This is a genomic window from Hymenobacter armeniacus, assembly GCF_014699055.1.
In the GTDB taxonomy this organism is placed as follows: Bacteria; Bacteroidota; Bacteroidia; order Cytophagales; family Hymenobacteraceae; genus Hymenobacter; species Hymenobacter armeniacus.
This window is the reverse complement of record NZ_JACXAC010000002.1, coordinates 204101-230247: the sequence shown is the minus strand read 5'-3', so window position 1 is coordinate 230247 and position 26147 is coordinate 204101. Positions and strand designations below refer to the sequence as shown.

Genomic DNA, 26147 nt, shown 5'->3' with positions numbered 1-26147 from the left:
GTAGTTCCTAGCTTATGATGAGTGACCCCGTAGAAAAAAAGCCACCATCATTTTCCGTGGTCATTCCAGTCTACGGTTGTGCGGAAGCCCTACCGGAACTACACCGTCAGCTAACGGCAGCGCTGGGAGAGGTTGCGAATGACTACCAAATTATTCTAGTAAATGACAACAGCCCCGACGCGAGTTGGGCCTTGATTGAGGAGTTGGCCAACACCGACGCCCACTTGCTGGGCCTGAACCTGAGCCGCAACTTTGGGCAGCATGCGGCCATTACAGCGGGCCTCGACCGGGCGACGGGCGAATGGGTGGTGGTGATGGACTGCGACTTGCAGGACGTACCCGCCGAGATTCCTAACTTATATGCGCACGCCCGTCAGCACGGGCTGGATGTCGTTTTTGGCCGCCGGGTCAATCGGCAGGATGCCGCCAGCAAGCAGTGGCTGGGCCGCTCGTTTTACCGGCTGTTGGCCTGGCTTGGGGGCCCGGTGAGTGACCCTACCACGGGAAATTTCGGGATTTTTCATCAGCGAGTGGTGGCCGCGCTGCGGCAGGTACGCGAACCCACGCGGGCTTTTCCGCTGCAGGTCCGCTGGCTCGGTTTTCGGCAGGGCACTCTGGATGTGCAGCACGCCGCGCGGGCGCATGGCAAGAGCAGCTACCGCGTGGGCCAACTGGTACGCATGGCCTCTACATTGGTACTTGCTTATAGCGACAAGCCGTTGCGGCTGCTGGTGAAGCTAGGGACCATGATTGTGGCCGGGGCACTGGTGGCGGCGGCCTGGTTGGCGGGGCGAGCCCTGCTAGGCCAGCCGGGTCTTTTGCTGGAGGGGCTGCTGGTCAGCGTCTGGCTTCTCGGGGGCTTGGGTTTAGCGGCTCTTGGCCTCGTTGGCCTGTATGTATCCCGGGTTTTCGAAGGCGTAAAAAATCGGCCTTTGTACGTCGTACGCAATGAGATACACGCCCCGGGAAATAGGTGATGCCCTCTGCTATTGGGTGTTTAGGAGATGTATACTATTCTGATTTTTCTTGTTTTCATAGCAGCAAAAGGTAAATAAATGCTTCGAATTGACGCAGTTATTCACCGGTCAACGCACGTTTCACTCATTGCTTCCCTTACCATTCACTCATGAATATAGCCTACAGCCCACTGGAAAGCACACGCTTCAACCTGCGTATTCTGCGGGGCACAGCCTCGGAACTAGCTCCCGAAACGCTGTTGCACACAATTGCGGAGGAGCGTGTCGACGTAGCAATTCTGCGCATACCGACCAGCAAGCAGCACAAAATAGCCCAGTTGAGCGCGCTGCTTCCTTATCCGCTGGTGATGGCCGATACGGTGCTCACCTTCAAGTGCGATATGCGCACCTCGCCGCCTCAGCCGCTGCGTAACCCGCGGCTGGTGGTGCGCCGGGCCACCGCCGACGACCAACCGGCGTTGGAAGAATTGGTGGAAGCAATATTTGCGAATTATCACACGCACTACAATAGCAACCCGCTTTTCGACCCGAAACTTGTGCTGGCGGGCTATCAAGAGTGGGCGCTCAGTTTTCTGCATTCCACCACCCCGGACAAAGCCTGCTTCTTGTTTTACCTAGACAACCGCGCTGTTGCTCTTACCACTATTGCGTTGCACGAAAAATACGGAGACGGCATGCTGATGGGCGCGCGGCCGGGCACCACCAGTCCCGGCCTGGGCGGCGACTTGGTGCGCCATATCAAACAGTATACGCTGAGCCATGGGCGCAAATGGGTTCACGGCACCACCCAGGTGCAGAACCACGGCGTGCAGCGCATGCTAATACAGGAAGGCTTTTTGCCAGCTGAGTCGCACTACACCATCCACATCAACTCGCTCCTTAGCCAAGGCAATCAGCCTCTTATTACTGGCATATAGCAAGGATATCTGCGCAGGCGGCCACCCGCAAACAGCTCCGTTGCTTAAGCAACGCCCTCGCCAACCTGGCGGTTCCGGGTGCCCTGTGGCCGCGGGCGCAGCCAGTTGGCCACGCCCCCCAGCATAAGCGCAGCGGGCACCAGCAGCAGGGCATCGGCCTGTAGAAGGTACCGCATTTCCAGCTTCCGCACCAGCACGCACATAAACAAGTACATAAACCCAACGAAAAAAGCCACCGGCCACGTACCCCGCTGCCGGTGGTAGCGTAGCAGACCGGCAAAGCCCAGCACCACCAGTAGGCTGCGCCACGCAAATAAGCCGCGCGTGAGCAGCGCCTTGGCTATTCTTGTCCCCGGCTGCTCGTTTTTAGTGGCTTTGGTGGCTTTGAAGAAGGCCTTGGCCAGGTTTTGTGCGGGCACCCCCAACCAGTAGCGGACGGGGTGGCGGGCCACGTAGCTGGCCTTGAGCCGGACAAAAGTTGCCTCGATTTCAGCGTCGCAGCGCTGCTGCCAGGCTTTGGCCTCGGCGGCTCCGCCGGGGGCGATGTGGGGCGGACGGATTTGGCGGTACGCGAAGCTCGAACCACAATCGTGGGCCAATTGGGCGGCGCGGTGGGCCTGCCGGGCTTCCTGCGCCGTAGCAAACACTTCGGCCGGAAATGCCACGTTGCGCGAAGTGGCTACTGCATCCAGCCAGGTTTCCTCGTCGGGGCTCCAGCACAGCACCCAGTTGCGAAAGGAAACTATGTCCACATTTAAGTTGGCATAGCCGGCCGTGAGGGGCTTGAGCAGGACAAGCCGATGCGCCACCGCGTAATTGCGCACCGGCCACAGCACGTAAAGCACCCCAAACGTACCGCACACCAGCAGGAGTGCGGCAACCCGGCCCCTCCCTGCTACGCTGGCTGGGGCCGGCCAGCTCGCCAGCAAGTAGGCGCAGGTGACGGGCAGTAGCACGCCCAGGTATTCGCGCACATAGAAAGCAGCGGCCACCCACAAACCCAGCCCCACAAAATACCCGGTAGTGCGGGCCGGCCGCAGCAGCCATCCCAGCCATGCCAAAGTCAGAAAAGTGGCCATCGTTTCGGTGCCGACGATGGGTACCCAGACGATGGTGAACGGGTAGGTAGCGTAGAGCAGGCCCCCGGCATACGGCACCCACGCCCCCAGCCCCGCGGCCGGTCCCAAAAGCATCACCAGCCGCCGCACGCTACCAAACACGAGCAGCGCCGAGCAGCTGTCGAACACGGCCTGCGTGCAGGCTACTGCCAGCCCGGCCCAGGCCCGGCCAGCCAGCAGGTAGTGAACTCCATAAAACAACGGATAGCCCGGCAAGCGCCCAAAAGCGGCGTCGGGCTGCTGCAAATCAAACGTATACCGGCCCAGGTGCCACCAGTTGCGAAACGCCCAGATAAATGATTTCGAGTCGCCGTTAAAAAAAATTTCGCTCTGCACAACCCCGTAATAGAGCCGCGCCCCCCATCCGATGAACAGCAGCCGGAGCAACAGCCCGAGACAAAAAATAAAAACCAGCTTTCGGTCCTTCAGCAGTGTGCGCATACCATCGTGGCGCTAAGATTCAATCACATAATGGCCAACCGGGCCACCCATAGCCGGCGTGCGCCGGCTATGGGTGGCCCGGTTGGCTTGGGTATTTTCTGGCGTTGTCCAGCCGGGTACTGCTCACCTTTTCTGGCTTGGCCCCTCCGGTGCTCACCCCGCAACCGGCAGAGCCGCAGCAACACGACGCGCTTGGTGCCTGACGAGTGGCAGTTGTTGGCTCCAATAAAACTGGCTGATGACATCAATCACGCGTTGCTGTTCAGAATCGCTCAACTCGTAGTACAGCGGCAGGCGCAGCAAACAATCGGTGTAATGGTCGGCCCAGGGCAGGGGCCGGCCATCGTGGCGCGTGGCATAGAAAGGACTGCGGTGCAGCGAGAGGTAGTGGAAAGCCGGAGTAATATTCGCCTGCTTCAGCGTGCTAATCAGGGCGGTGCGCTCCTTCAGACTGCGACACACCACATAAAATATGTGGCCGTTGTTAGTGGCGTAGGCCGGGATGTTGGGCAAGCCTATTCCCTGCTGGCGCAGCGGTTCCAACCCGGCTTCGTATCGCTTCCAAATGGCTTGACGCCGGGCCTGAATGGTTTCCATCTGTTCAAGCTGTGCCCACAGCACGGCCGCCAAGATGTCGGAAGGCAGAAAGGACGACCCGACATCCACCCAATTGTACTTATCGACTTCGCCCCGGAAGAAGGCCGAACGATTGGTGCCTTTTTCCCAAATAACCTCCGCCCGCTTCACAAAGCGCGGGGCGTTGATGGCCAACATGCCCCCTTCGCCCGCAATTATGTTCTTTGTTTCGTGAAACGAAAACGCAGCCAACTCGCCGAGCGAGCCCAGCGGACGGCCTTTGTAATAAGAATCGATGGCCTGGGCGGCGTCTTCGACCACGGTCAGCCCGTGGCGGCTGGCCACGGCCCGAATGGCGTCCATGTCGCAGGCGATGCCCGCATAGTGCACGGGCACGATGGCCCGGGTGCGGGGCGTAATCAGGCCCTCCAGGCTCGTTGCGTCCAAGTTGGGATTGAAGGCGGTGCTGTCGGCGAAGACAATTTTGGCGCCTCGTAACATGAACGCATTGGGCGTTGAAACGAACGTGTAGGAGGGCACAATTACTTCATCACCCGGCTGCAGGTCCAGCAGGAGCGCTGCCATTTCCAGCGCAGAGGTGCATGAGGTAGTTAGTAATGATTTTTGAAAACCAAATTTTTGCTCGAAAAAAGTATGGCATTTGTGGGTAAACAGGCCATCTCCCGAGACTTTGCCCGAACGAATAGATTGCTGCATATACTGCAATTCCTCCCCCGTTAAATATGGTTTATTGAACGGAATAGTATTGAATTTCATCAAATGGAATGCTAGTTGAATTATATTACGGAAAGGATGAATAGCAAATGTACTGCACAAATAATCTGAGCAGTATGTCTTAAGTCCTTTATTCGCGGCTCTTTTTTTTGATGTCGCTTCGACCAAAAAAAGGTCAATTTCTATTTAAAATATATTTTTATCTATGAATTTGTCATGATAACCATGTAGCCTAAGCCAGCCAAAACTTACTACCTGAAGCCACCAAAATGGCCATCATGCGCGAGTGCGGCATCCACGTGGTGGATTCGCCCGCCGAGATTGGTGACACGATGCTGCGCGTGTTGGGCGGCAAGTGGCCTCGTTCTGCCTTTATCAATTTGATTCTTAAAAAAGCTCCGACCCTTGCGGCCGGAGCTTTTTTATTAACTTTCACTCAACATTTCTATATCCGGAAGCTTATGCGTCAATTGTTTACACATTTTTTTTTGGTACTGGTGCTGCTCGTCGCCAGCCCGGGGGCCCGGGGGCAAACGCTGACGGCGGCGCCAACCAGTCTGGGCGGCTTTACCACAGCGGTGGGCACGCCATCGGCCCAGCAGGCGGTGACGGTGAACGGCAGCGGCCTAACTGGCAACGTGACAGCAACCGCGTCCGCGGGGTTTGAGGTGTCGTGGACGTCTGGTTTTAGCTTTGGTCCATCCATCGTGCTAACCCAAGCCGGCGGCCGATTTGTCAACATTCCGCTGTACGTGCGTATGACCGGCGCCGTGCTGGGCCCGGTGAATGGAACTGTAAGCATCACCAGCCTGGGGGCGCCCACCCAAAATATTGCCGTATCCGGCACGGTGACCACCGCTCCCACACCCAATCCGGCCAGTATCTTGAATAGCATCGCGCCTACTTCCGGGCTTAGTGGTACCCTGGTTGTCGTTAATTTTTACGGCAGTGGGTTTGTACCGGGCGCCACGGTTAGCATGCAAGCCGGCTCCGTCAGCATCACCGCCACCTATGTTTCTTCCACGCAGCTAACCGCAGTGGTTGCGCTTCCGAGCGTGTCGGCCCCGGTGACTACCTATTTCAACGCGAGCAACCCGCCGCCCGGTGGTGGGGGCAGCACCATGGGAGGAATGAAATTTTTCACCATCAACCCCGGCCCGCCCACCATCACGGGCTTCACGCCCACGAGCGGACCGGTTGGCACCAGCGTCACCATCAACGGCACCAACCTTGCGCCTGACAGCTTCGGCTCCAGCATTTTTTTCAATGGCGCGCAAGCTGCGCCTTTCCCCAGGGTGCCGAATCCGACGGAGATTTACGCGGTGGTGCCTGCTGGCGCTACTACTGGGCTCATTAGCGTGACGAACCCGAACGGAGCCGCCGTAAGCGCCGTGCCGTTCACCGTAACGGCAGCGCCACCCGCTTTTTTTGAGGACTTTGAAACCGGTACCAAAACCGCTTACGCACCAGCCTCGGTGCAGTTGCAAAGCGGCGGCTGGACCCTAGGCGAAGCCCTGATTGGCACTACCAGCGGAGCCGATAAATTCAACGGCCTCAAATCGGCGCGGCTGCGCGGGGGCGGGTTTGTGGAGATGGACGTGGACAAGCCCAACGGCGCGGGCGTGGTCACGGTGAGCGCGGCGGGCTACGCCACCGAGACCGGGGCTTCTTTTGTACCCGAAATCTCGACCGACGGCGGCGTCACTTTCACTAGTCTGCTGGGCACGGCGCCTCCGCCTACTCTTACCAATACCCTCACACCCTACTCTTTCACAGCCAACCGAACGGGCAACGTGCGCCTGCGCTTTAGCAGCACCAACACCGCTGGCGCCACCAACCCTCGCATCAACATTGATGACATCGGCATGACCGATTACCGCGTGGGCACCGCTGCACAGGCGGGCCAGCAACTGCCGGAGCTGCGCGTATTTCCCAATCCGGCGCAGGACCGAGTGGCGGTGCTGGGCACCGGTAGCGGCCCGGTTCGGTGCAGCTTATATGACTTGACCGGAAGGCGGCTGTTGCCTCCGGTCCTTTTACCGGCCGACGGAATGCTAGCACTGCCTCCAGGTTTGCCGGTTGGCCTCTACCTGCTGCAAGTAGAAACGCTGGCCGGCCGACACACCTTAAGGGTGGCCACTCAGTAAGCAGGCGCAGGCCGTCGGCTGGTTGTTGCGGAAGGGAGCCATCGCGGCGCGCAGGCTATTCTTCCAACGTGGTGTTCTTGTCTAGGTTAATCACAATACCCACCTGAAACACTGAATTGGCGGCTTTCAGGTACTTGTTGTTGCGGAAGCCGAAAATCTGGCCGCTGATGAGCTGCAGCTGCACGGGGCCGGCAATCTGGGTGCGCGTGAAGGTGATGGGCTCGAAGAAGACGTTGTTTTCGCCGGGTGCGGGCAGGCCGTCGATGCGGAAGTTGTTGAGCTGCATGTAGCTCATGCGCAGCGCCGCGCCGTAGGTGAGCGGGAAGTCGCGGTTGAAGAGGTGGATGTTGTCGCGCTTCTTGCGGGCGTAGTTTACCTGGGCAAATATTTTGGACAAGCTGCCGTCGAGGGTGCGGGTGGTGAGTTGGGCCTCGTTGCGCTCCACGCGCCGGGTGGCGCCGCCGCCGCCGCCCACGTACACTTCCAGCACACGCTTGTCGGGCAGGCGGGTGAAGTAGCCCAGGCTGGCTTCGCCGAAGTCGATGTCTTCGGTCTTGTCGGACTTTTTGCGGTGCAGCGACGAGAACGTGCCCGCCACGGCCAGGTGGTTGGTAAGGCCGTAGGCGCCCTGCAGGGCGTAGTTAGTGTGCTGGTTGGTGCTCACGGCTCCGTAAAACTCGCCCTGGTGCGTGAGCATGGGCGCGTGCGGCGGCGGCGGGAAATACAGGGAGGCGCAGCCCGTGAGTCCCGTTAGAACCAGAAAAAGAACAACGCGCAGCAAGTGCTTCATACGGGCAAACAAAGAGGAAAAAAGACGTCAGACAACGCCTGATACGGCAAGTTCGTGTTTCTGCCGGACTTCGCGGCGCTTTTCTACCGTCGTGCTCAGTCGCGCGGGCACGCCCTAGCGTATGTAAGCCCAACCATTCCCTTACCGCACCACCCCATGCCCGCCATTTCATTCGATGCCATTATTATCGGGGCCGGCCAGGCCGGCACGCCCCTCGCCTACGCCCTGGCCGAAGCCGGCCGCCGCGTGGCCATGGTGGAAAGCGACTTCCTGGGCGGCTCCTGCATCAACTACGGCTGCGCGCCCACCAAGGCCTTGCTGGCCTCGGCCCAACGCGCCCACCACGTGCGCACGGCCGGCGCGCTGGGCATCAAGGCGCCCGAGCCGGAAGTCGATTTCCCAGCCGTGATTGAGCGCATGCACCGCCTGCGCCAGAACTCGCGCGACAGCCTGCACCGCAAGCTCACCGAAGACCGCGACGGCATCACGCTCGTTCGCGGAAGGGCCCGGTTCACGGCGCCGCACAGCCTGCACATTGCCTTGGTGGGCGGCGGCGAACAGCAGCTCACCGCGCCGCTTGTCTTCATCAACACCGGCACCACAGCCGCCGTGCCCGACCTCGACGGCCTGGCCGACAGCGGCTACCTCACCAGCGACTCGCTGCTGCTGGGCCTCACGGAGCAGCCCGAGCACCTGCTCATCATGGGCGGCAGCTACATCGGCGTCGAGTTCAGCCAGATGTTTCGGCGGCTGGGCACCCGCGTCACCATCGTCGACACGAAACCGCGGCTGATGTCGCGCGAAGACCCCGACGTGAGCCATCCGCTGGAACAATGCCTCGCCGACGCGGGTGTGGAGCTGGTGCTGAGCGCCAAAGCCCGCCGCGTGGCCCGCGCCGCCGACGGCCGCATCACCCTCACCGTGGACACCAAGGACGGCGAGCGCCGCCTGCACGGCAGCCACCTGCTGGTGGCCGTGGGCCGCGAGCCGAACACGAAAGACCTGGGCCTGGAGCACACCGCCATCACGCTGAACAAGAAGGGCTACATTGAAGTCAACGAGCACCTCCAAACCGGCACGCGCGGCGTGTATGCGCTGGGCGACGTGAAAGGCGGCCCGCAGTTCACCCACATCAGCTACGACGACTACCGCATTGTACGCGACGCACTGCTACACGGCAGCCAGCGCACCACTGCGCATCGCCCCCTCCCCTACGTGGTGTTCACCGAGCCGCAGCTGGGCCGCATCGGCCTCTCAAAAAACCAGGCCAGGGAACAGGGCATTGCTTACCGCGTAAGCCGGCTGCCGGCCCGCACCATCGGCCGGGCCCAGCAGACGGGCGAAACCGACGGCTTCGTGGAAGTGCTGGTGGGCGACGACGACCGCCTGCTGGGCGCGGCCGTGTTTTGCGAGCAGGGCGGCGAAATCATGACCATGTTCCAACTGGCCATGGCCGGCAAGCTGCGCTACCAGGAATTGCAGAACATGATTCTGGCCCACCCCACTTGGGGCGAAATCCTGAACAACGCCTTCCAGCGCCTGAAGCCGGGCGAGTAATGCTGGTATGGGGGAATACTAAAACGTCATGCTGAGCGCAGGCGAAGCATCTCTACCGCGCAACCCAATCCAATCGATAGGATTTACTGCTGCGGTAGAGATGCTTCGCCTGCGCTCAGCATGACCGTTCAGTACCCCAGTCCAATCAGGCGAGCTGCTTTTCCTCCAAAAACTCGCGCACTGAAGCCGAGTCGTTCAGCACCTTCAGCACCACGAGGTGCAGCAGGGTGGTGAGGCTGTAACCCAGCCACGGGCCTCCCCATTTCCAGGAAGTGAACAGAATGAGAGCACCAAACAAAAACTGGAGTCCGTTCACAAACAGGGCGAGGCTGCGCGCGTGCTTCCACCGCCCGAACAGCAGCACTATTATTAGCCAATTCATGGTTTGACCGTGGCCCACGTGGCCGGTTTCGCTCACAAACCACAGCTTGAAGTGCTCTGGCAGCCAATCAGCCAGCAGCATGCAGATGGATACGAGGACGAGGAGGTGGAAGCCGCGACCGTTGATATTCACAAGGAACTTGTTGCTGACGGATTTGAGAATCTCCTGTTTCGGCGGGCTTGGTGGTCGTTTGCTAAACCTCGAATTCCTTCGGATTTCGCGTGCGCTGCTCGTAATAATAAATTAGCGCCGCTAATACCTCCACCTCGTCTCGCACGTCTTGAATGGGCGAATCGAACGCATTCGCAGCAAGCAGCTCGTCCAAGCGGCGATGGGCCTGTGCCAGTTCAGCATCGGAGTGAATGGGCGAGACGGTGGTGATGGTTTGGATAGCTAGCATAATGAAATATACTTAAACGGTGGCAACATCAAGCTGGTCGTAGGCGCTGTGCGGGCCGATAAACCGGATAAAAACCGTTCTGACTCGGTAGATAATCAGAACAACCAAGCGGTATCTGTTGCCGCTGATGTTGAATACGACCCGGTCGTTGGCCACCAGGGACGCATTGGGGTAAACGGATTTTAATTCGTTCGGCGTTCCCCAATCAGCTTGCTCAACTGTGGTTATCCACTGGCTTAGGCTGGCCCGCGCATCCGGATAAGCAGCGATGAAATCCCGGAGTGGCTGGAGCTTGATGATGACCATTGAGAGCAGGAAACAGGTTTTTCTACACTATGCTTCGGGCGGCGAAAGTGCCGGGGGTTGCGACTGATACTTGCTATCAAGCTCCAACCCATAACCTCATTGCTAATGTGCTGCGCGTATGCCAGTAATTTTGAGAATCCAGCGTATTATTTCCTAATCATTCTCTCTGAAATAAAACCAACGGCAGAGGCGCTGTCGCCATATCCCCACGACATGCGCTGAACGAAAGCGCCACTGTCACGGAATGTTTTCACATACAGCTCATCTTGTTGTTTAACTATCGAATCCCCTTTTCTTAAGTACTGTTTACATGCAATTGGAATTCTAGGATATAGTCTCTTGCCTATAACCAGAAGAATCGGAGTGCCTTTATCGTATTTGTATATGGTATCTATTACGCCCGCAATCTTTAGTTCCAAATAGTCTCTCCCGCTGATTAAAGGCGGAAAACTTACCTCCTGCTGTCGCTGCTTCAAGAGAAAGCATAGTGCCATAAGCCCCGCGATGTTGCAGAGAATTATTTTCGCTGTTCTACTCATTACAGTTTAAACCAAAACCCCCGCGCCAGCCTTGCAGCCGACGCGGGGGTTTCTGTTGGTGCTTAGGCAGCAGCCAAGCTACTACATATTCTTGATAATCTCCTGGGCGAATTCGCTCGTTTTCAACAGCGTGGCGCCTTCCATCTGGCGTTCGAAATCATAGGTCACGCGCTTGCTGGCGATGGCGGCTTCGAGGCCTTTGTTGATGAGGGCAGCGGCTTCTTTCCAGCCCATGTAGTCGAGCATCATCACGCCCGAGAGGATAACCGAGCCGGGATTCACCTTGTCTTGGTTGGCGTACTTGGGCGCCGTGCCGTGGGTGGCTTCGAAGATGGCGTGGCCGGTGAGGTAGTTGATGTTGGCGCCCGGCGCGATGCCGATGCCGCCCACGATGGCGGCCAGCGCGTCGGAGATGTAGTCGCCGTTCAGGTTCAGGGTGGCCACTACCGAGTACTCGGCGGGGCGCAGCAGAATCTGCTGCAGGAAAGCATCGGCGATGCTGTCCTTGATGATGAGCTTGCCCTGCTCCTGGGCTTGCTTCTGCAGGGCATCGGCTACCTGCACGCCCTGCTTGGCCACGATTTTATCGTACTGGGCCCAGGTAAACACCTTGGCGCCGAATTCTTTCTCGGCCAGCTCGTAGCCCCAGGTCTTGAAGGCGCCCTCGGTGAACTTCATGATGTTGCCCTTGTGCACCAGCGTCACGCTGGGCAGCTTGTTATCGAGGGCGTACTTAATGGCGGCGCGCACGAGGCGCTCGGTGCCTTCCTTGCTCACCGGCTTGATGCCGAACGAGGACGTTTCGGGGAAGCGAATCTTCTTCACGCCCATCTCGTCCACCAGGAATTCCAGCATTTTCTGGGCCTGGGGCGTGCCGTTCATGTACTCGATGCCAGCGTAGATGTCTTCGGTGTTTTCGCGGAAGATGACCATGTCGGTCAGCTCCGGGTGGCGCACCGGCGAGGGCACGCCGTCGTAGTAGCGCACGGGGCGCACGCAGGCATACAGGTCGAGCTCTTGGCGCAGGGCCACGTTCAGCGAGCGGATGCCGCCGCCCACGGGCGTGGTCAGGGGGCCTTTGATGCCCACGAGGTAGTCGCGGAAAGCGTCGAGGGTTTCGTTGGGCAGCCAGTTGTTGGTTTGCTTGTACGCTTTCTCCCCGGCCAGCACTTCTTTCCACACCAGCTGCTTTTTGCCGCCGTAGGCTTTTTCCACTGCGGCGTCGAACACCAGCTTGGAGGCGCGCCAGATGTCCGGACCCGTACCGTCGCCCTCGATGAAGGGAATGGTGGGTTTGTCCGGAACCGTCAGCTTGCCGTTTTTAATGGTGATTTTTTGCTCTGCCATGTGGGTAATTTGTTGTCAGTTGTTAGTTGTCCGTCGTCAGGTTTTGGTGGTAGAAGTCGTCGATTGCCGGGCTGTGGGGGCCCCGTGGCCATCAGCCTGACAACTGACAACCAACAACTGACAACTGGGTGTTAGTAACCGAAAATCTCCTTCAGCGTGAGCTGCTGCACCTGGCCGTACTTGGCCAGCTCCTTGAAATTCAGCCGGTCTTTGGAGCCAATAACAAGGATGACTTGGTTTTGTCCTTTAATCTTGGCCTGCTGAAACTTCTGCAATTCGCCGAAAGTCATTTTCTGGGTGCTGGCGTACACGTCGCGGCGCAGGTCGTAGTCGAGGCCGAGGCGCTTGGCGCGCTCGTAGCTCATCAGTATGTTGCCCTTGGTGATGCGCTCGGTGCTGATGCTGTTGCGGATGGCGTTTTTGGCGATTTCGAGGTTGGCTTCGGCCACGGGCATGTCGGTGAGCAACGCCTCCATGCCGGCCATGGCCTCGGGCAGCTTGTCGCTCTGGGTGCCGATGTAGCTCAGGTTGTAGTTGGAGCGGCCCAGCTTGTCGGCGTTCGAGTAGCCGGAGTAGGCCGAGTAGGCCAGCGCCTTGCTCTCGCGCAAATCCTGAAACACGATGCTGCCCATGCCGCCGCCGAAATACTCGTTGTAGAGCGCCACCGTGGGCGCCAGGTCCTTGCTGTACAGGTCGCCCTTGGTCAGGAACAGGATTTCGGCCTGCACCATGTTGTAATCCACCCAATAGACCTTTTTGTCCTTCAGGGGCTGCTCGGCGAAGTCCTTGGCCGCCGGGGCAGGCAGGAGCTTGGCGGGGGTTTTATGCTCGGCCAGAACGACGCTCCGAATGTCATGCTTCGGAATGGGAGTGAGTTCGTTCGTACCAGGCTTTAAATGACCGCTGAGTTCTTTAATACCTTGAAAAGCCCGCGGCCCATAGTACAGCACCCGATGCTGATATGAGGTCAGCTTCTGCACCAGACTCGTGAGCTGCTCCGGCTTCAGCGCCTTCAGCTCTTTCTCGCTCAGGATGTTGGTGAAGGGATTTTTCGGGCCGTACTTCACGTAGTTCACCATCGCCTGATTCAGAATCACGCGCTTTTCGAGCTTGGCATCCTGGCGCTGCTTGAGGATGCCGGCCACCATGTTTTTGAGGGCAGCGGCATCGGGCTTGGGCGCGTGCAGCAGCTGCTCAAACAGCTTCAGCGCAGGCTCCAGGTTGGCGTCGAGGCCGTTGAGGGTGACGAAGGTGCGGTCGGCGCCGCTGTTCACGCTAAACGAGCAGCCCAGCTTGTAGAACTCCTGCTGCAGCTGCGCGGCCGAGTACTGGCCGGCGCCGAGGTATTGCAGGTAGTCGGCGGCCAAGCTCCAGCGCGGGTCCTGGTTGTTGCCCAGGTCGAACACGTAGTACAGATTGAACAGGCCGTTCTCAGCGTTGTGCGTGTAGTACAGCGGCAGGCCGGGCTTGATTTCGGTTTCCTGAATGTCCTTTTTGTAGTCGACGAACACGGGAGTCAGCTCGGTGCTCGGCAGGGCCGTGAGCTGCTTGTAGTAGGCCGAGGCCGCGTCGCGGTTGGCCGGCACGGGCGTGATGGCGGGCTTCACCACCTTCACCTTGTTGGGGTCGGTGCCGGTACGCTTGAACACGGTCACGTAGTTCTGGCCGTACTGGTCGTTGGCAAACTTCACGATGTCGGCCTTGGTGAGCTTGCCGAAATCTTCCTGCTGCTGCAGGTAGTCTTTCCAGCCGATGCGCTCGATAAAGGCCTCGTACATGGCGCTGGCGCGGGCCTCGTTGCTTTCGTAGCTCTTGGTGCGCTCCAGCTTTTCGTTGTTGATGATGGCCGGAATCAGCCAATCAGGAAAGTTGCCGGCTTTCACCTTGGCCAGCTCGCCCAGCAGCAGCGCCTTCACGTCCTCCAGCTTCTGCCCCTGGCGCGGCGTGCCGTAAATGACGTGCGTGGAATAGTCGTCGTTCAGGTCGGTGAACGAGGCGGCTTGCAGCACTTTCTGCTGCTGGTTCAGGTCGAGGTCGATGAGGCCGGCCTGGCCATTGGTCAATATTTTGTCGAGCATGCGCAGACGCACGCCGTCCTTCGTGGCCTTGCCCGGCAGGCGGAAGCCCAGCATCACGTTCTCCGACTGCGGGCCCAGCACTTCCTTGGTGATGGGCGCCGTAATGGGCGCTTCTACCGGTGCATTGAAGGCCGGAACCGGCTTGCTCGGCATGGCGCCGAAATATTTATCAATCAGCCGAATGGTCTGGTCAAAATCCAGGTCACCGCTCAGGCACAGCGCCACGTTATTGGGCACGTAGTACTGGCCGAAATACTTCTTAATCTCCGTGATGGACGGGTTTTGCAGGTGCTCAATCGTGCCGATGGTCGTCTGCGTGCCGTAGGGGTGCGTGGGGTAGAGCGCGCCGTTCAGCGCCTCAAACTCCTTGTTGAAGTCGGAGTCAAGCCCGCGGTTTTTCTCCTCGTACACGGCCTCCAGCTCGGTGTGAAACAGGCGCGGCACCATCTCGCGCAGGCGCTCGGCCTGAATGGCGGCCCACTTCTCCAGCTGGTTACTGGGAATGTCTTCCTGGTACACCGTTTCCTCGTTCGAGGTGTGGGCGTTGGAGCCTTTCGCGCCGATGGCGCCCATCACCTTGTCGTACTCATTCGGCACGGCGTATTTGGCGGCCACGCCCGAAATCGAGTCAATCTGGTGGTAGGTGCGCTTGCGGGCGGCGGGGTCGTTGCGCTGGCCGCGGTATACCTCATACAGCGCCTCAATCTTTTCGAGCTCGACTTTTTCCTTGGCCCAGTCCTGCGTGCCCAGCTGCGAAGTGCCCTTGAACACCATGTGCTCGAGGTAGTGCGCGAGGCCGGTGGCGGTGGCCGGGTCGTTTTTAGAGCCGGCGCGCACGGCCAGGTAGGTCTGAATGCGCGGGGCGTCTTTGTAGTCGGAAAGGTATACCGTCAGGCCGTTATCGAGGTGGTAGATGCGCACGCCCAGCGGGTCGCCGGGCACCGATTCGTAGCGGTATTCTTTGGGGGCGACCGGGGTGGAAGCAGGCGCAGCAGTAGCAACCGGCGCGGTCGTAACTGGCTTGCTTGATTGGCACTGCGTAGCAAGACCCAGCGCTGCCAGGGCAGGAATCAGCAGCAAAAAGTTGTTTTTCACGAAAGACGTAAGCGGGTACCTGGGGGATTCAAAAAACAAAGGTAGCTGGCTGATAGGGGAATACAAAACGAATTTTCGTCTTATCTTGGCAGATTATTCCGGCCAAAACCCCGGCGCAGTCTGCGCAAGGCAATTCTCCCCAAACGTTTGCGGAAAAACAACGCCCAGAATGGCCCCGCCGGAAGCTACAATGCGCTCCAGAAGTGCTGTCTCTACCGCTCAGGCTGCGTTAAAAGTCGGCTTCCAGGCCCAGACGTTGCTTGGCCTCGCGCAAGGCCGGAAACCGCTCGGCCAGGTACTCAAACTTGTCCGACGCCGTGTAGAGCTTGCGGGCCGTGGGCGCGGCCGTGTTTACCACGGGCAGCACGTTGAGGCGCGGGTTGCCGGTGCGGCGGCGCAGCTCGGCCAGGAATTCTACCCGCATTTCGTTGAACTGGTCAACCTGAATGGGGTTGTCGACGGCCAGCTCGATGCTGTGCTCGGCGTCGGCCACCACGGGCCGGTTCAGCACCCAGAACTCGCTCATGCGGTCCTGGGCCTTCCGCTCCTCGGCCAGTTCCTTCCACACGCGTTGCAGCACGGCGGGGTCGGTGGCGGCAACGGGCCCGCTGTGCTGGGGCTCAGCCAAGGCCGCCGCATCTTTGGCGGCCTGGCTGGCGGCGGCAGCGTTGCGGCTACTCAGGTCCTTCAGACTCGGAATTTTGCTGGCCAAGCTGGGAATTTTGGCGAAGGCGGCCTGGGGCGTGGGGCGCGGCGCGGGCTCTACCCCTTCAAAGCTGGGCACGCCGATTTCAACGTGCGGCAGCGTGTCGCGCATCTGGTGGCGCTCGGTGATGGCGGCCGCGGGCTCGTCCTCGATGCTGGGCGTGTCGTGCAGTTCCTCCACTCCGTTTTCGACGGGCAGCGGCTCAGGGCCGTCGGCGGGGGCCGGGCCGGTGGCTACGGGCGCCCCGGCGGGCATGGGCAATGGCGCGGGCGCCGCCGGGCGCGGAGCCGCGGCATAGGGCGCGGGCACCGACTCGGTGGCGTAGGCCGCCGGCGCGGCGTAAGAAGCCGTGGGCGCCGGGGCGGCCGAAACTGGCGGGGCTTGCGGCGCGGGCTGCGCGTAGCCGTTGCTAGCCGGAGCCATCGGGGCAACGTCTCCCCCATCGTTCAGGCCACTAGTTTTTTTTTTAGCCTCGCCGTTATCTGACGATGACTTTTGGTTGGCGGGGGACAGCTCGCGCACAAACTGCACGGCTCCGTTGAGGTAGGCCAGTTTCATGAGGGCTAGCTCGACGTGCAGGCGCTGGTTTTTGGCCTGCTTAAACTCCCGGTCGCACTGGCTGATGAGGTTGAGGGCCGAGAGCAGAAAGGCCAGCGGCGCGGCCTGCGCCTGCTGCACGTACTTCAGCCGGATGCCTTCGGACACTTCCAGCAGCTGCACGGTCACGGCGTCTTTGCACACCAGCAGGCCGCGCAGGTGCTCGGCGGTGCCCACCACGAAGTTGTGCAGGTCGAAGCCGTTCTGCATCACCTCATCGAGCAGCAGCAGGGCGGCCGACAGGTTTTCGGTGAGCAGGCTGTCGACGAGGCGGAAGTAGTAGTCGTAATCGAGGATGTGCAGGTTTTGCACCACCTCTTTGTAAGTGAGGTTGTTGCCGCCGAAAGTCACCATCTGGTCGAACATTGACAGCGCGTCGCGCAGGCCGCCGTCGGCCTTCTGGGCCAGCAGGTGCAGGGCGTCGTCTTCGGCCGATACGCCTTCCTGGGTGGCCACGTAGCGCAGGTGCCCGCGCATGTCCTCGACGCGAATGCGGCTGAAATCGAAAATCTGGCAGCGCGACAGAATGGTGGGAATAATCTTGTGGCGCTCGGTAGTGGCGAGGATGAAAATGGCGTAGCTCGGCGGCTCCTCCAGCGTCTTCAGAAAGGCGTTGAAGGCCGCGTTTGAGAGCATGTGCACCTCGTCGATGATGTATATTTTGTACTTGCCGGCCTGCGGGGCGTAGCGCACTTGCTCCACCAACGAGCGGATGTCCTCCACCGAGTTATTGGACGCCGCATCGAGCTCGTGCACGTTGAAGGAGGCGTTTTCCTGAAAGGCCACGCAGGAGGCGCAGGTGCCGCAGGCTTCGGTTTCGGCCGTGAGGTTGGTGCAGTTTATCGTCTTGGCCAGGATACGGGCGCAGGTGGTTTTGCCCACGCCCCGCGGGCCGCAAAACAGGAACGCCTGGGCCAGGTGCTGGCTCTGAATGGCATTCTGCAGCGTGGTGGTGACGTGCTGCTGCCCCACCACGCTGCGAAACGTGGAAGGACGGTACTTGCGGGCCGAAACGACGAAATTATCCATAAGTTCTGTCTACAAAGTTACCCAGAAATGGGCGGCTTTGGAAGCGGTTTGGCCCCGTCTGTCATCCTGCGCGCAGCGATGGACCTTATCACGCTGGCACAGTTTGCAGTAGAAATCAAACCCTGTTTTATAGAGAACAGACGGGTTACTGCGCATCGTTCAGCCGTGATAAGGTCCTTCGCTGCGCTCAGGATGACAGGCGTGACAAGGAAACCTTCCCGCCTCCCCTGGCGTTTCTCGCATAACCGCGTACCTTCGCGGCCCGCTGCGGCGGAACTCGTTCTTTACCATTTGGGGATGACCGGAATTGACAGCTTGCGCAAATTGCGGGTAAGCGTGCCAGGAGTTGATGGAAGCTCTCCTGTCAAAAAATCTATCGAAAAACAACCGGCGACTATTCGTACGCCATGGCTGCCTAGTTTAGAATTAGGTAACGTCATCGTTCCGCCTGGGTAAGTTTCTACACCTGGGAGTTCGGAGCGTCGTAAGTAGAAAATAGCCTTCGCAGAGCTGTGATGCGGGGGCGAAACTCCACTGCAGCTAAGGGAAACTCAAGGGCCTGACTGACGCCTGAGGTTCTTCGAAAATTCAAGTCTGGATACGCACGTAGAAAGCACGCCAATTTCCTTGTCTGGACCAGGGTTCGAATCCCTGCATCTCCACTTTAAACCCCGTTTGCGAGTAGCAGGCGGGGTTTTTCGGTTTTTGGCACGGCCCCGCTTACGCTGCGGGCGAGGGCTTCAGCAGCCCATTTTGCGCGGCAAACTTGATGAGGGCGGCCGTGTTTTTGGTTTGGGTTTTGGCGATGATGTTCTGGCGGTGGGTTTCGACGGTGCGCTTGCTGGCGAAGAGCTTGTCGGCAATTTCGCCGTTGGTAAGGCCGTCGGCAATGCACTGCAGCACTTCCAGTTCGCGGGCCGTAAGGGGCTCGGTGATGGCCCCGACGGGTTTCCCGGACCGGGTGCTCGTCACCTTGTGGAGCATGGCCAGGCCAATTTCGGTGGAGAGAAAGCGACGCCCAGCGGCCACGGCGTGCAGGGCCGCCACAATCTCGGAGGTATCGGCGTTTTTGAGCACGTAGCCGTTGGCGCCGGCTTCAAAAGCCTGCACCACGTTGTGCTCGTGGGCCAGCATGGACAAAACGAGGATGGCTAGGCCCGGAAACCGGACGCGCAGGCGCTCGGCCGTGGCCACACCGTCGAGCACGGGCATGCTCAGGTCGAGCAGCACCACGTCGGCGGGCGTGGTGGGGAGTCGGTCAAGCAACTCCTGGCCATGCGCGGCTTCGCCCACCACCTGCAGGCCCGGCTGGGCGGCCAGCACCGCGCGTAGGCCGCTGCGCACCAGGGCATGGTCGTCCACTACAATAATGCGAATCATAACCGGGTACACCTACGAAATAAGCAGATTAACTACCTATTAATAAATACTTTATTTGACCGAACCTCTCAGCGCGGTGCTGGGAATGCGAATGCTGACCTGCGTGCCGTGGCCCGGTGCTGAGACAATGGCCAGGCGGCCGTCGAGGAGGCGCACCCGGTCGCGCAGGGCTTTGAGGCCGCTGCTATTCGGGCGCGGCAGGTCGGGGTCGAAGCCGCGGCCGTTGTCGGCGGCCTGCAGCAGCAGAAAGCCGTCGCGCTCGGCCAACTGCAGCGAGGCCTCGGTGGCGCCAGCGTGCCGCACAATGTTGTTGGCCAGCTCCTGGGCCATGCGGAACAGGGCCAGGCCCAGGGCAGGCGGCACCTCGGGGAAGCTTCCGGCCACGCAGATGAAATGCGGCCCGCCCGGTGTGCTGAAGCGCTGGCAGATGTCGCGCACGCTGGCCACCAGGCCGAAGTCTTCGAGGATGGTGGGAATGAGCTGGTGCGAGAGCGAGCGGGTTTGCTGAATGGCGGTTTTGAGCAGCTGCACCGTCTGGCGCTTGCCGTCGGCGAAGGCGGCGGGCCCGGCGGCTACCGACAGCTGGTCGAGCCGCAGCTGGGCGGCGTAGAGGAGCTGGCCCAGGCCGTTGTGCAGGCTTTCGGCAATGCGGCGGCGCTCGGTTTCCTGGGCTTCGAGCACGGCATTGGCCAGCTGCTGCTGCTGCACCAGCTGCAGTCGGAGCAGCTCGGCGGTGGCCTGCTGGCGGGCCGTGATGTCTTGCCAGGTCACCACCAGGCCGTCGCCGAGGGGCGCGGCCGCCACGTGAAACCACGCCTCGGTGCCGTTGTGCGGGTAGGGCACCTCAAAATCGACGGGCTGCTGCTGCTCGGCGGCCTGGCGCAGGCGTTCAAACACGCCGCTGGGGCCCATGCCGGGCTCTTCTTCCAGCAAGCGGCGGCCCACCACGTCGTGCCGCTGCAGCAGGCGCTGGGCGGCGTCGTTGGTGAGCACCCATTCAAAATCGACGAGCTGCCCTTTGGCATCGCGCACGCCCTTCATCACTTCAAAGCTGGCCAGGCTGGCGTTGAACACCGTGTGCAACAGCTCCTGGCCTTCGCGCAGGGACTGCTCCAGCTGCTTGCGGGCCGTGATGTCGAGCGACGCCGATATCAGGCCGTCGTCGAGGCGCGTGTACTGCACGTCGAACCAGCGCCCGCCCTGGCCAAAGTCGTGGTACACCTCCAGGCGCTGGGGCCGGCCCGTTTCGATGACCGCGCGCATGATTTCCCACACCGGCATTTCGCGCAGGCCGGGCAGCTGGGCGCTTACCAGCTCGTGGACGGGCACGGGCGTGGCAATGGCTTGGGTCAGGGACTGGTTGACGGCGGCCGAACGCAAATCGACCAGCTGGCCCGCGCCGTCGCGCACGGCGTGGAAGTAGCCCAGCTGCACGGGCACGGCCTCAAACAGGGCGTTCAGCTGGGCGTGCGCCTCCTGCAGGGCCAGGTCGGCTTTTTTGCGCCCGCCGATGTCCTCCACCGTTACCAGCAGCCCGTCGTGAAACGGCACCACCGTGTACCGGAACCAGGAGTCGACGCCGTCGCCGCGGTAGCAGTCCTCAAAATCGAGCGGTTGGCCCGTGCGCGCCACGCTGGCGTAGTGCTCAAACAGGCCCGACGCCACCGTGTGGGGCCAGTCGACGAGGCAGCGGGTACCGGCCACACGGCGGCCGGCCATGGCATCGGCGGCGGCGTTGGTGAGCACAAAATCGAAGTCGACGATGTCGCCGGCCTCGTTCCGCACGTTGCGCAACATTTGAATGGCCAGCGAGGAACTGTCGAAAATGGCCGCCAGCAGGTCGCGACTGGTGCGCAGCTCGGCTTCGACACGCTTGAGCTCGGTCACGTTGTGCGCCAGGGCCAGCACGCTTTGCACCTGGCCGTTGTGCACTTCGGGCACCAGCAGCGAGTGAAAAAAGACCGTGCCCTTTGGCATGGTATATTGGCCGTAATGCTCTTCGGGCTGGCCCGTGGCAAACACGCGCCGCAGCTTGGCCATGTAGGGTTCGCTTTGCTCAAGCGGCGCCCCCATCTCGGCCATCGTGCAGCCCAACAGCTCGGCCAGGGGGCGGCTGGCTTCGGCCGCCATGGCGGGGTTGCCGTAGAGCAGGCGCAGGTCGGGGCCCCAGCGCACCACGGCGTCGGGGGTGTGGTCGGCCAGGGCGCGGTACTGCTGGTGCTGCTGCACGCGCAGGCTCACGTCCTGCCAGTACACCAGCACCTCGTCGGGGCCCGACACGGTGGTCATTTCAATCCAGCGCCCGGCGTGGGGCAGGTAGTATTCCCCGCGCACGGGCTCGGCCCCGCTCAGCGCGGCGAGCAGGTCCTGGCGCAGGGCGTCGGGGAAGTCGGCGGGCAAGGCCTGTGCGAGGGGCTGGCCCTGCAAGGCTTCGGAGGCGCGGCCCAGGAGTTCTGCCGCCTGGGGGTTGGCAAGCCGGAGCAGGCCGTCGTGCCCCAGCACCAGCACGGCCCAAGGCATGGCGTGCACTATCCGCTGGCAGAGCGAATCGGCGGCGGACGGCACAGAAGCAGCGGAAGGAATGGCGTTCATTGCGGACGGGCCCACTACCGTTCTTACTCAACGACCCGGTGGTTGCCCGCAGCGCCTTTCGGCCCGGCCACCCAGCGGCCGGGGCGGCAGCAGGGACAGTGGTCAGCACGAAAGTAACGGATTTGTGGAAGCCACCACAGGGCGCGCTCGCCCTGCCGAAGCATAAGCTTAACCGTAGCCAAAAGGGCAAGCCACGCGCTCAGGCAGCTGCTGTTCTTCGCTCAGAGCACCAACTGTTCCAGCAGCCGCGCCAGGGTCTGGCCGGCATCGGCGCACAGGCCGGGATGCACAGGCGACGTTTGCACGATGGTGCTGCGCATGGCCGTGAGCCAGCGAAACCGCTCGGCCAGGGGCAACTGGCCAATGGTACCACCAGTGGCCCGGCCCTGGCAAATGCGTTCGAAGGCGTGCAGACGCGCCGCTACCTCGTCCAGGTCGAGGCCGGGGGCGAAGGCGCGCAGGCGGGCTTCGGGCACGGCGCAGCGCACCTGCAGAAAGCCCTGGGCCCGGCACAGCAGCACCACGCCCACGTTCATGAACTCTTCGCGCTCCACGCGGGGCACCACGCGCAGCACGGCGTACTCATATAAGTGCATGGCGGGCGGCTTGGGCTTCCTGAACAAATGTTTCTGAGGCCGCCAGGCGGGCTTCGAGAAAGCGCACGTAGTCGGCGCGCTGCGTGGCGGCGGGGGCGTCGCCGTTGGTGAGCCACTCGTCGGGCACCAGCGCCACAACGGCGCGCAGCACCTCGGGCGTGAGGCGGGCGCGGCCTTCGGCGTCGGCCGCCGGCAGCTCGCTGGCCTGGGGCAGCAGCACATGGTCCTTCACCTGCGGAAAGGGGCGCGGGCGCGGCGCGGCCCACTCGGGGCCGGCGTGATGGGCGTAGAGGGCGGCCCCGTGGTCGATGAGCCACAGCTCCTTGTGCCACATCAGCATGTTGGTGTTGCGGGGCGTGCGGTCCACGTTCAGCGTCAGGCAGTCGAGCCACACAATCTGGGAGGCCAGGCGGGCGTCGACGGTGGTCACCAGCGCATCGAAGGTGATGGCGCCGGAGAGGTAGTGCAGGGCCAGGTTGCGGCCGGTGCTGGCGCGCAGCAGGTCCTGAATTTCCTCGTCGGGCTCGGTGCGGCCAAAGGCTTCGCTCAGCTCGCAGAACACGAGTTCGGGCACGCGCAGGCCCAGGGCCCGGGCCAGTTCGCCCACTATCAGTTCGGCGATGAGGGCCTTCACGCCCTGCCCCGCGCCCCGAAATTTCACCACGTACAGGAAGCCGTCGTCGGCTTCGACCAGGGCGGGCAGGGAGCCGCCCTCGCGGAGCGGGGTCACGTAGCGCGTCACGGCCACGGTGCGGAGTTCGGGGGCGAAGGGGGCCGACATACAGCGGGAAAAGAAAGGCCCGGCAAAGGTCGGACAATTCGGGAAGTTTTGGCTGGCCCCTGAGCAACCGTGTCTCGCCTGTTAGGCCTCAACCCAAAATATGACAAAAACCAGCGCCTGGATATTTGTTCTAAGAATCATAAAGGAATATATCATATTCATTTGCTTAGCGCATAAATTTTAATACATTTGAATTATCACCTTCAATAATTAACATATTAGCACATGGACAAGAATTTGATATGAAAATTCCAATCAATCATTTTTAATAAAATTATACTTCTCAAGCCTTTCTTCTTTTTAAATTCATATTTCTCACTCATTTCAATTTTTAGCCATATGAAACATTTTGACTTTGCCGGAAACAAGTTGAATTTCCTTTCGTGGGGTCCGGGCCGGTGGTCGCGGTGGACGGGCTGGCGCGTGCTGCTGCTGTGCCTGCTGTTTGGGATGGGCGCGGCCAGCCCGGCGCGGGCCACGCACTTCCGCTACGGCTCGCTCACGTGGCGCACCGTGGCCTCCGACCCGGCCAAGCTGACCGTAGAGTTTCGGGTGAGCCAGGCGTGGCGCCGCAGCTTCGGGGGCCTCAACGCCAGCGTGGGCGCGTCGGTGGTGACCGGCAATCTGGAATTTGGCGACGGCACCAACGGCATCATCAACCTGGGCGTGACGTCGGTGGACGTGGCGGGCGACAGCTTCTACGGCGAGGCCATCATCACGCACACGTACGCCACGGCGGGCGATTTCCGGGCGTATTATACGGACTGCTGCCGCCTGAGCACCCTCTCCAACAACGCCAACGGGGTGATGTACGTGAGCACGCTGGTGAACGCGGGCTCCGGCAACAACTCGCCCGTGAGCACGCTGGTGCCGGTGGTGAACGTGGCCTCGAGCCCGACGGCGGCCACCTTCCTACTGCCCGCCAGCGACCCCGACGGCGACGCGCTGACCTTCTCGATGGCCTCCGCGGCCGACTTCAACAACAACCCTTTTGCCAATGCCCCGGGCATGAGCGTGAACGCCACGTCGGGCCTGGTTTCTTTCAGCACGGCGGGCCTCACGGTGGGGCAGATGTTCAACGCCGTGGTTAAGGTGAGCGACGGGCGCACGAGCGTTCTGGTCGACTTCCTGGTGAAAGTGACGGGCACCGCCAACCCGCCGGTGTTCGACTACAGCCTCACGCCGCCCAATGCCTACGTGTACCGCGTGGCGCCGGGCCAGGCCGTGGCGTTTGGCGTGCGCGCCACCGACAGCGACCCCAACGACGTGGTGAACCTGCTGGCCTACGGCGTGCCGCCGGGCGCCACCGCCACGCCCGCGCTGCCGCTGGACGGCAACCCCGTGCAAACGGCTTTTGCCTGGACGCCCACGGCCGCCAACCTGGGCACCACCGTCATCAGCTTCGTGGCCCAGGACCTGGCCGGCGGGCAGGCCACGACCTCGGTAACCATTGAAGTGACTTTGCGGCCCCGCTTCGACGTGCCGCCCACGCCCGCCCACAACAGCGTGGTGCAGGTGACGCCGGGCACGGCCCTGCGCTACACCATTCAGGCTTCCGACCCCGACGCCACCGACCGGGTGAGCCTGGCCAGCGTGACGGGCCTGCCGGCCGGGGCCGGCTTTGGCGCCGCCCTGCCTACGGCGGCCGCCAACCCCGTGAGCACGCAACTGAGCTGGACGCCGGCCGTGGCCAACTGGGGCCCGCACGCCGCCACCTTTGTGGCCCGCGACTCGCACGGCGAGCAGGCCACGCACACGCTCAACTTCCTGATTAACTCGGCCCCGGCCTTCACCTCGCAGCCCGGCAACCTGGCGCTGACGGTGGGCCAGTCGTTTGTGTACACCATCACGACCACCGACCCCGACCTGCCCTACGGCGACCGCCTCGACGTGCTGGCCACTACCCTGCCCTCCTGGCTGCGCTTCGTGAACAACGGCAACGGCACGGCCACCCTTAGCGGCACGGCCACGCGCGCCGGCACCTACCCCGTGACGCTGGACGCCGAAGACATTTACCACCACGGCAACAGCTACGGCCGCGTGATGCAGGCCTTCACCATCAACGTGGTGGGCTGCTCGGTGGCCGCCACCGCTACGGCCACCACCCCCACCTGCGCGGGCGCGGCCAACGGCAGCATCGCGCTGGCCGTGACCGGGGCCGCGGCCCCCGCCACCTACGCCTGGACGGGCCCCAACGGCTTCCGGGCCGCGACGCAGAACCTGAGCGGCCTTGCCGCCGGCACCTACGCCGTGACCGTGACCGGCGCCAACGGCTGCACCGCCACGGCCCAGGCCACCCTCGCGCAGCCCGCGCCCGCCGCGGCACCCGCCATCGCGGTGAGCATAGTGGGGGCCGTGCCGGTGAGAAGCCTGCCGAACACCATTTTCCTGGGCTACGGCCCCCAAACGGCCACCCTCACCGCCACGGGCGGCACCAGCTACCGCTGGAGCCCCGCTGCCGGCCTGAGCGACCCCACCAGCCCGAGCCCCGTGTTTGCGCCCAGCAGCGCGGGCCAGTACGTGTACACCGTGACGGCCACCAACGCCAGCGGCTGCACGGCCTCGGCTTCGGTGACGCTGAACGTGGTGGAGGCCCGCTGCGGCAACAACGCCAACAACCCCAAGGTGCTGGTGTGCCACAACGGCCACGAAATCTGCATCTCGCCCAACGCCGTGCCCGCCCACATCGGCCCCGGCTCGACGCACAACGACCTGCTGGGCAGCTGCAGTGGCAGCGGTAGCGGCTCCATCCCGGCGCCCGCGCTGCCCGACGTGGTGCTCACGGCCTTCCCCAACCCGGTGGCCACCAGCACGACGGTGAATTTCCAGGCGCCGGTGTCGGGCGTGGCCTCGGTGCGCGTCTTCAACCAGATGGGCGTGCAGGTGGCTACCCTGTTTGAGGGCCCGGCCGTGGGCGGCCGCGAGTACCAGCTGGAAGTAGACGCCAGCCGCTGGCCCGCCGGCCTCTACCTCTGCCAGTACGTGGGCGGCGGGCAAACCAGCACCCAGCGCCTGATGGTGAATAAGTAACCGTCCTTCGCCCGCAAGCAAAAGGCCCCCT

The 26147-nt window shown here is 61.8% G+C and carries 18 protein-coding genes, 1 other RNA gene and 1 pseudogene; 7 read left to right on the top strand and 13 right to left on the bottom strand.

Translation table 11 applies throughout. The features are described from left to right. Positions 1-14: 14 nt before the first annotated feature. The gene (locus tag IC234_RS05415) at positions 15-977 is read left to right on the top strand and encodes a glycosyltransferase family 2 protein (RefSeq protein ID WP_190922835.1); all 963 of its coding nucleotides are present in this window, start codon (positions 15-17) and stop codon (positions 975-977) included. Positions 978-1126: 149 nt separating this feature from the next. Then, entirely contained in the window at positions 1127-1894 is a 768-nt protein-coding gene (locus IC234_RS05410) for a hypothetical protein (protein WP_190922834.1), read from the top strand. A 44-nt stretch (positions 1895-1938) separates the two neighbouring features. Here IC234_RS05410 and IC234_RS05405 read toward each other — a convergent pair whose 3' ends face one another. Continuing rightward, positions 1939-3348 (bottom strand): glycosyltransferase family protein, encoded by a 1410-nt coding sequence (locus tag IC234_RS05405; protein WP_190922833.1) that lies wholly within the window; start codon positions 3346-3348, stop codon positions 1939-1941. Positions 3349-3606: 258 nt separating this feature from the next. Beyond that, the gene (gene rffA / locus IC234_RS05400; protein ID WP_190922832.1) at positions 3607-4806 is read right to left on the bottom strand and encodes a dTDP-4-amino-4,6-dideoxygalactose transaminase; all 1200 of its coding nucleotides are present in this window, start codon (positions 4804-4806) and stop codon (positions 3607-3609) included. A 218-nt stretch (positions 4807-5024) separates the two neighbouring features. Here rffA and IC234_RS21740 point away from each other — a divergent pair. After that, positions 5025-5114, top strand: a pseudogene (locus IC234_RS21740) (succinate--CoA ligase subunit alpha); the annotation flags it as partial. A gap of 111 nt (positions 5115-5225) precedes the next feature. Then, positions 5226-6911: an IPT/TIG domain-containing protein gene (locus IC234_RS05395; protein ID WP_223827506.1), complete on the top strand. Its 1686-nt coding sequence runs from the start codon at positions 5226-5228 to the stop codon at positions 6909-6911. Positions 6912-6966: 55 nt separating this feature from the next. On the opposite strand, the gene IC234_RS05390 is transcribed toward IC234_RS05395, so the two are convergent. Next, positions 6967-7701 carry a hypothetical protein gene (locus IC234_RS05390; RefSeq protein WP_190922830.1) on the bottom strand — a complete coding sequence of 245 codons (735 nt, stop codon included), beginning with the start codon at positions 7699-7701 and terminating at the stop codon, positions 6967-6969. A gap of 156 nt (positions 7702-7857) precedes the next feature. On the opposite strand from IC234_RS05390, the gene IC234_RS05385 reads away from it, so the two are divergent. Continuing rightward, a complete protein-coding gene (locus IC234_RS05385) occupies positions 7858-9258 on the top strand; it encodes a mercuric reductase (protein WP_190922829.1) in 1401 nt (466 codons plus the stop codon). Positions 9259-9403: 145 nt separating this feature from the next. On the opposite strand, the gene IC234_RS05380 is transcribed toward IC234_RS05385, so the two are convergent. The 6 genes from IC234_RS05380 to IC234_RS05355 all read right to left on the bottom strand — a co-directional run bounded on the left by IC234_RS05380 (position 9404) and on the right by IC234_RS05355 (position 17737). After that, positions 9404-9772 (bottom strand): hypothetical protein, encoded by a 369-nt coding sequence (locus IC234_RS05380; protein WP_190922828.1) that lies wholly within the window; start codon positions 9770-9772, stop codon positions 9404-9406. Positions 9773-9833: 61 nt separating this feature from the next. After that, entirely contained in the window at positions 9834-10040 is a 207-nt protein-coding gene (locus IC234_RS05375; protein ID WP_190922827.1) for a hypothetical protein, read from the bottom strand. Positions 10041-10052: 12 nt separating this feature from the next. Beyond that, complete coding sequence (locus IC234_RS05370) at positions 10053-10346, bottom strand: type II toxin-antitoxin system HigB family toxin (RefSeq protein ID WP_190922826.1); 294 nt, start codon at positions 10344-10346, stop codon at positions 10053-10055. A gap of 620 nt (positions 10347-10966) precedes the next feature. Continuing rightward, the gene (gene icd, locus IC234_RS05365) at positions 10967-12232 is read right to left on the bottom strand and encodes an NADP-dependent isocitrate dehydrogenase (protein WP_190922825.1); all 1266 of its coding nucleotides are present in this window, start codon (positions 12230-12232) and stop codon (positions 10967-10969) included. A 131-nt stretch (positions 12233-12363) separates the two neighbouring features. After that, positions 12364-15405 (bottom strand): M16 family metallopeptidase, encoded by a 3042-nt coding sequence (locus IC234_RS05360; RefSeq protein ID WP_317173334.1) that lies wholly within the window; start codon positions 15403-15405, stop codon positions 12364-12366. 229 nt (positions 15406-15634) lie between these two features. Beyond that, entirely contained in the window at positions 15635-17737 is a 2103-nt protein-coding gene (locus IC234_RS05355) for a DNA polymerase III subunit gamma/tau (RefSeq protein WP_190922824.1), read from the bottom strand. A 293-nt stretch (positions 17738-18030) separates the two neighbouring features. Between IC234_RS05355 and ssrA the strand changes: the two genes are divergently transcribed. Further along, positions 18031-18402: a transfer-messenger RNA gene (gene ssrA / locus IC234_RS05350) on the top strand. Positions 18403-18457: 55 nt separating this feature from the next. Here ssrA and IC234_RS05345 read toward each other — a convergent pair. The 4 genes from IC234_RS05345 to IC234_RS05330 form a co-directional block, all read right to left on the bottom strand. Beyond that, on the bottom strand, positions 18458-19117 hold the full coding sequence (locus IC234_RS05345) for a response regulator (RefSeq protein WP_190922823.1): 660 nt from the start codon (positions 19115-19117) through the stop codon (positions 18458-18460). Between the two features lie 51 nt (positions 19118-19168). Beyond that, a complete protein-coding gene (locus IC234_RS05340) occupies positions 19169-21682 on the bottom strand; it encodes a sensor histidine kinase (protein WP_190922822.1) in 2514 nt (837 codons plus the stop codon). A gap of 248 nt (positions 21683-21930) precedes the next feature. Continuing rightward, complete coding sequence (locus tag IC234_RS05335) at positions 21931-22305, bottom strand: DUF3037 domain-containing protein (protein WP_190922821.1); 375 nt, start codon at positions 22303-22305, stop codon at positions 21931-21933. Continuing rightward, positions 22292-23086: a HipA family kinase gene (locus tag IC234_RS05330; protein WP_190922820.1), complete on the bottom strand. Its 795-nt coding sequence runs from the start codon at positions 23084-23086 to the stop codon at positions 22292-22294. The genes IC234_RS05335 and IC234_RS05330 overlap by 14 nt, the downstream gene beginning before the upstream one ends. 339 nt (positions 23087-23425) lie before the next feature. Between IC234_RS05330 and IC234_RS05325 the strand changes: the two genes are divergently transcribed. Further along, on the top strand, positions 23426-26116 hold the full coding sequence (locus tag IC234_RS05325) for a putative Ig domain-containing protein (RefSeq protein ID WP_190922819.1): 2691 nt from the start codon (positions 23426-23428) through the stop codon (positions 26114-26116). The last annotated feature ends 31 nt before the right edge of the window (positions 26117-26147 follow it).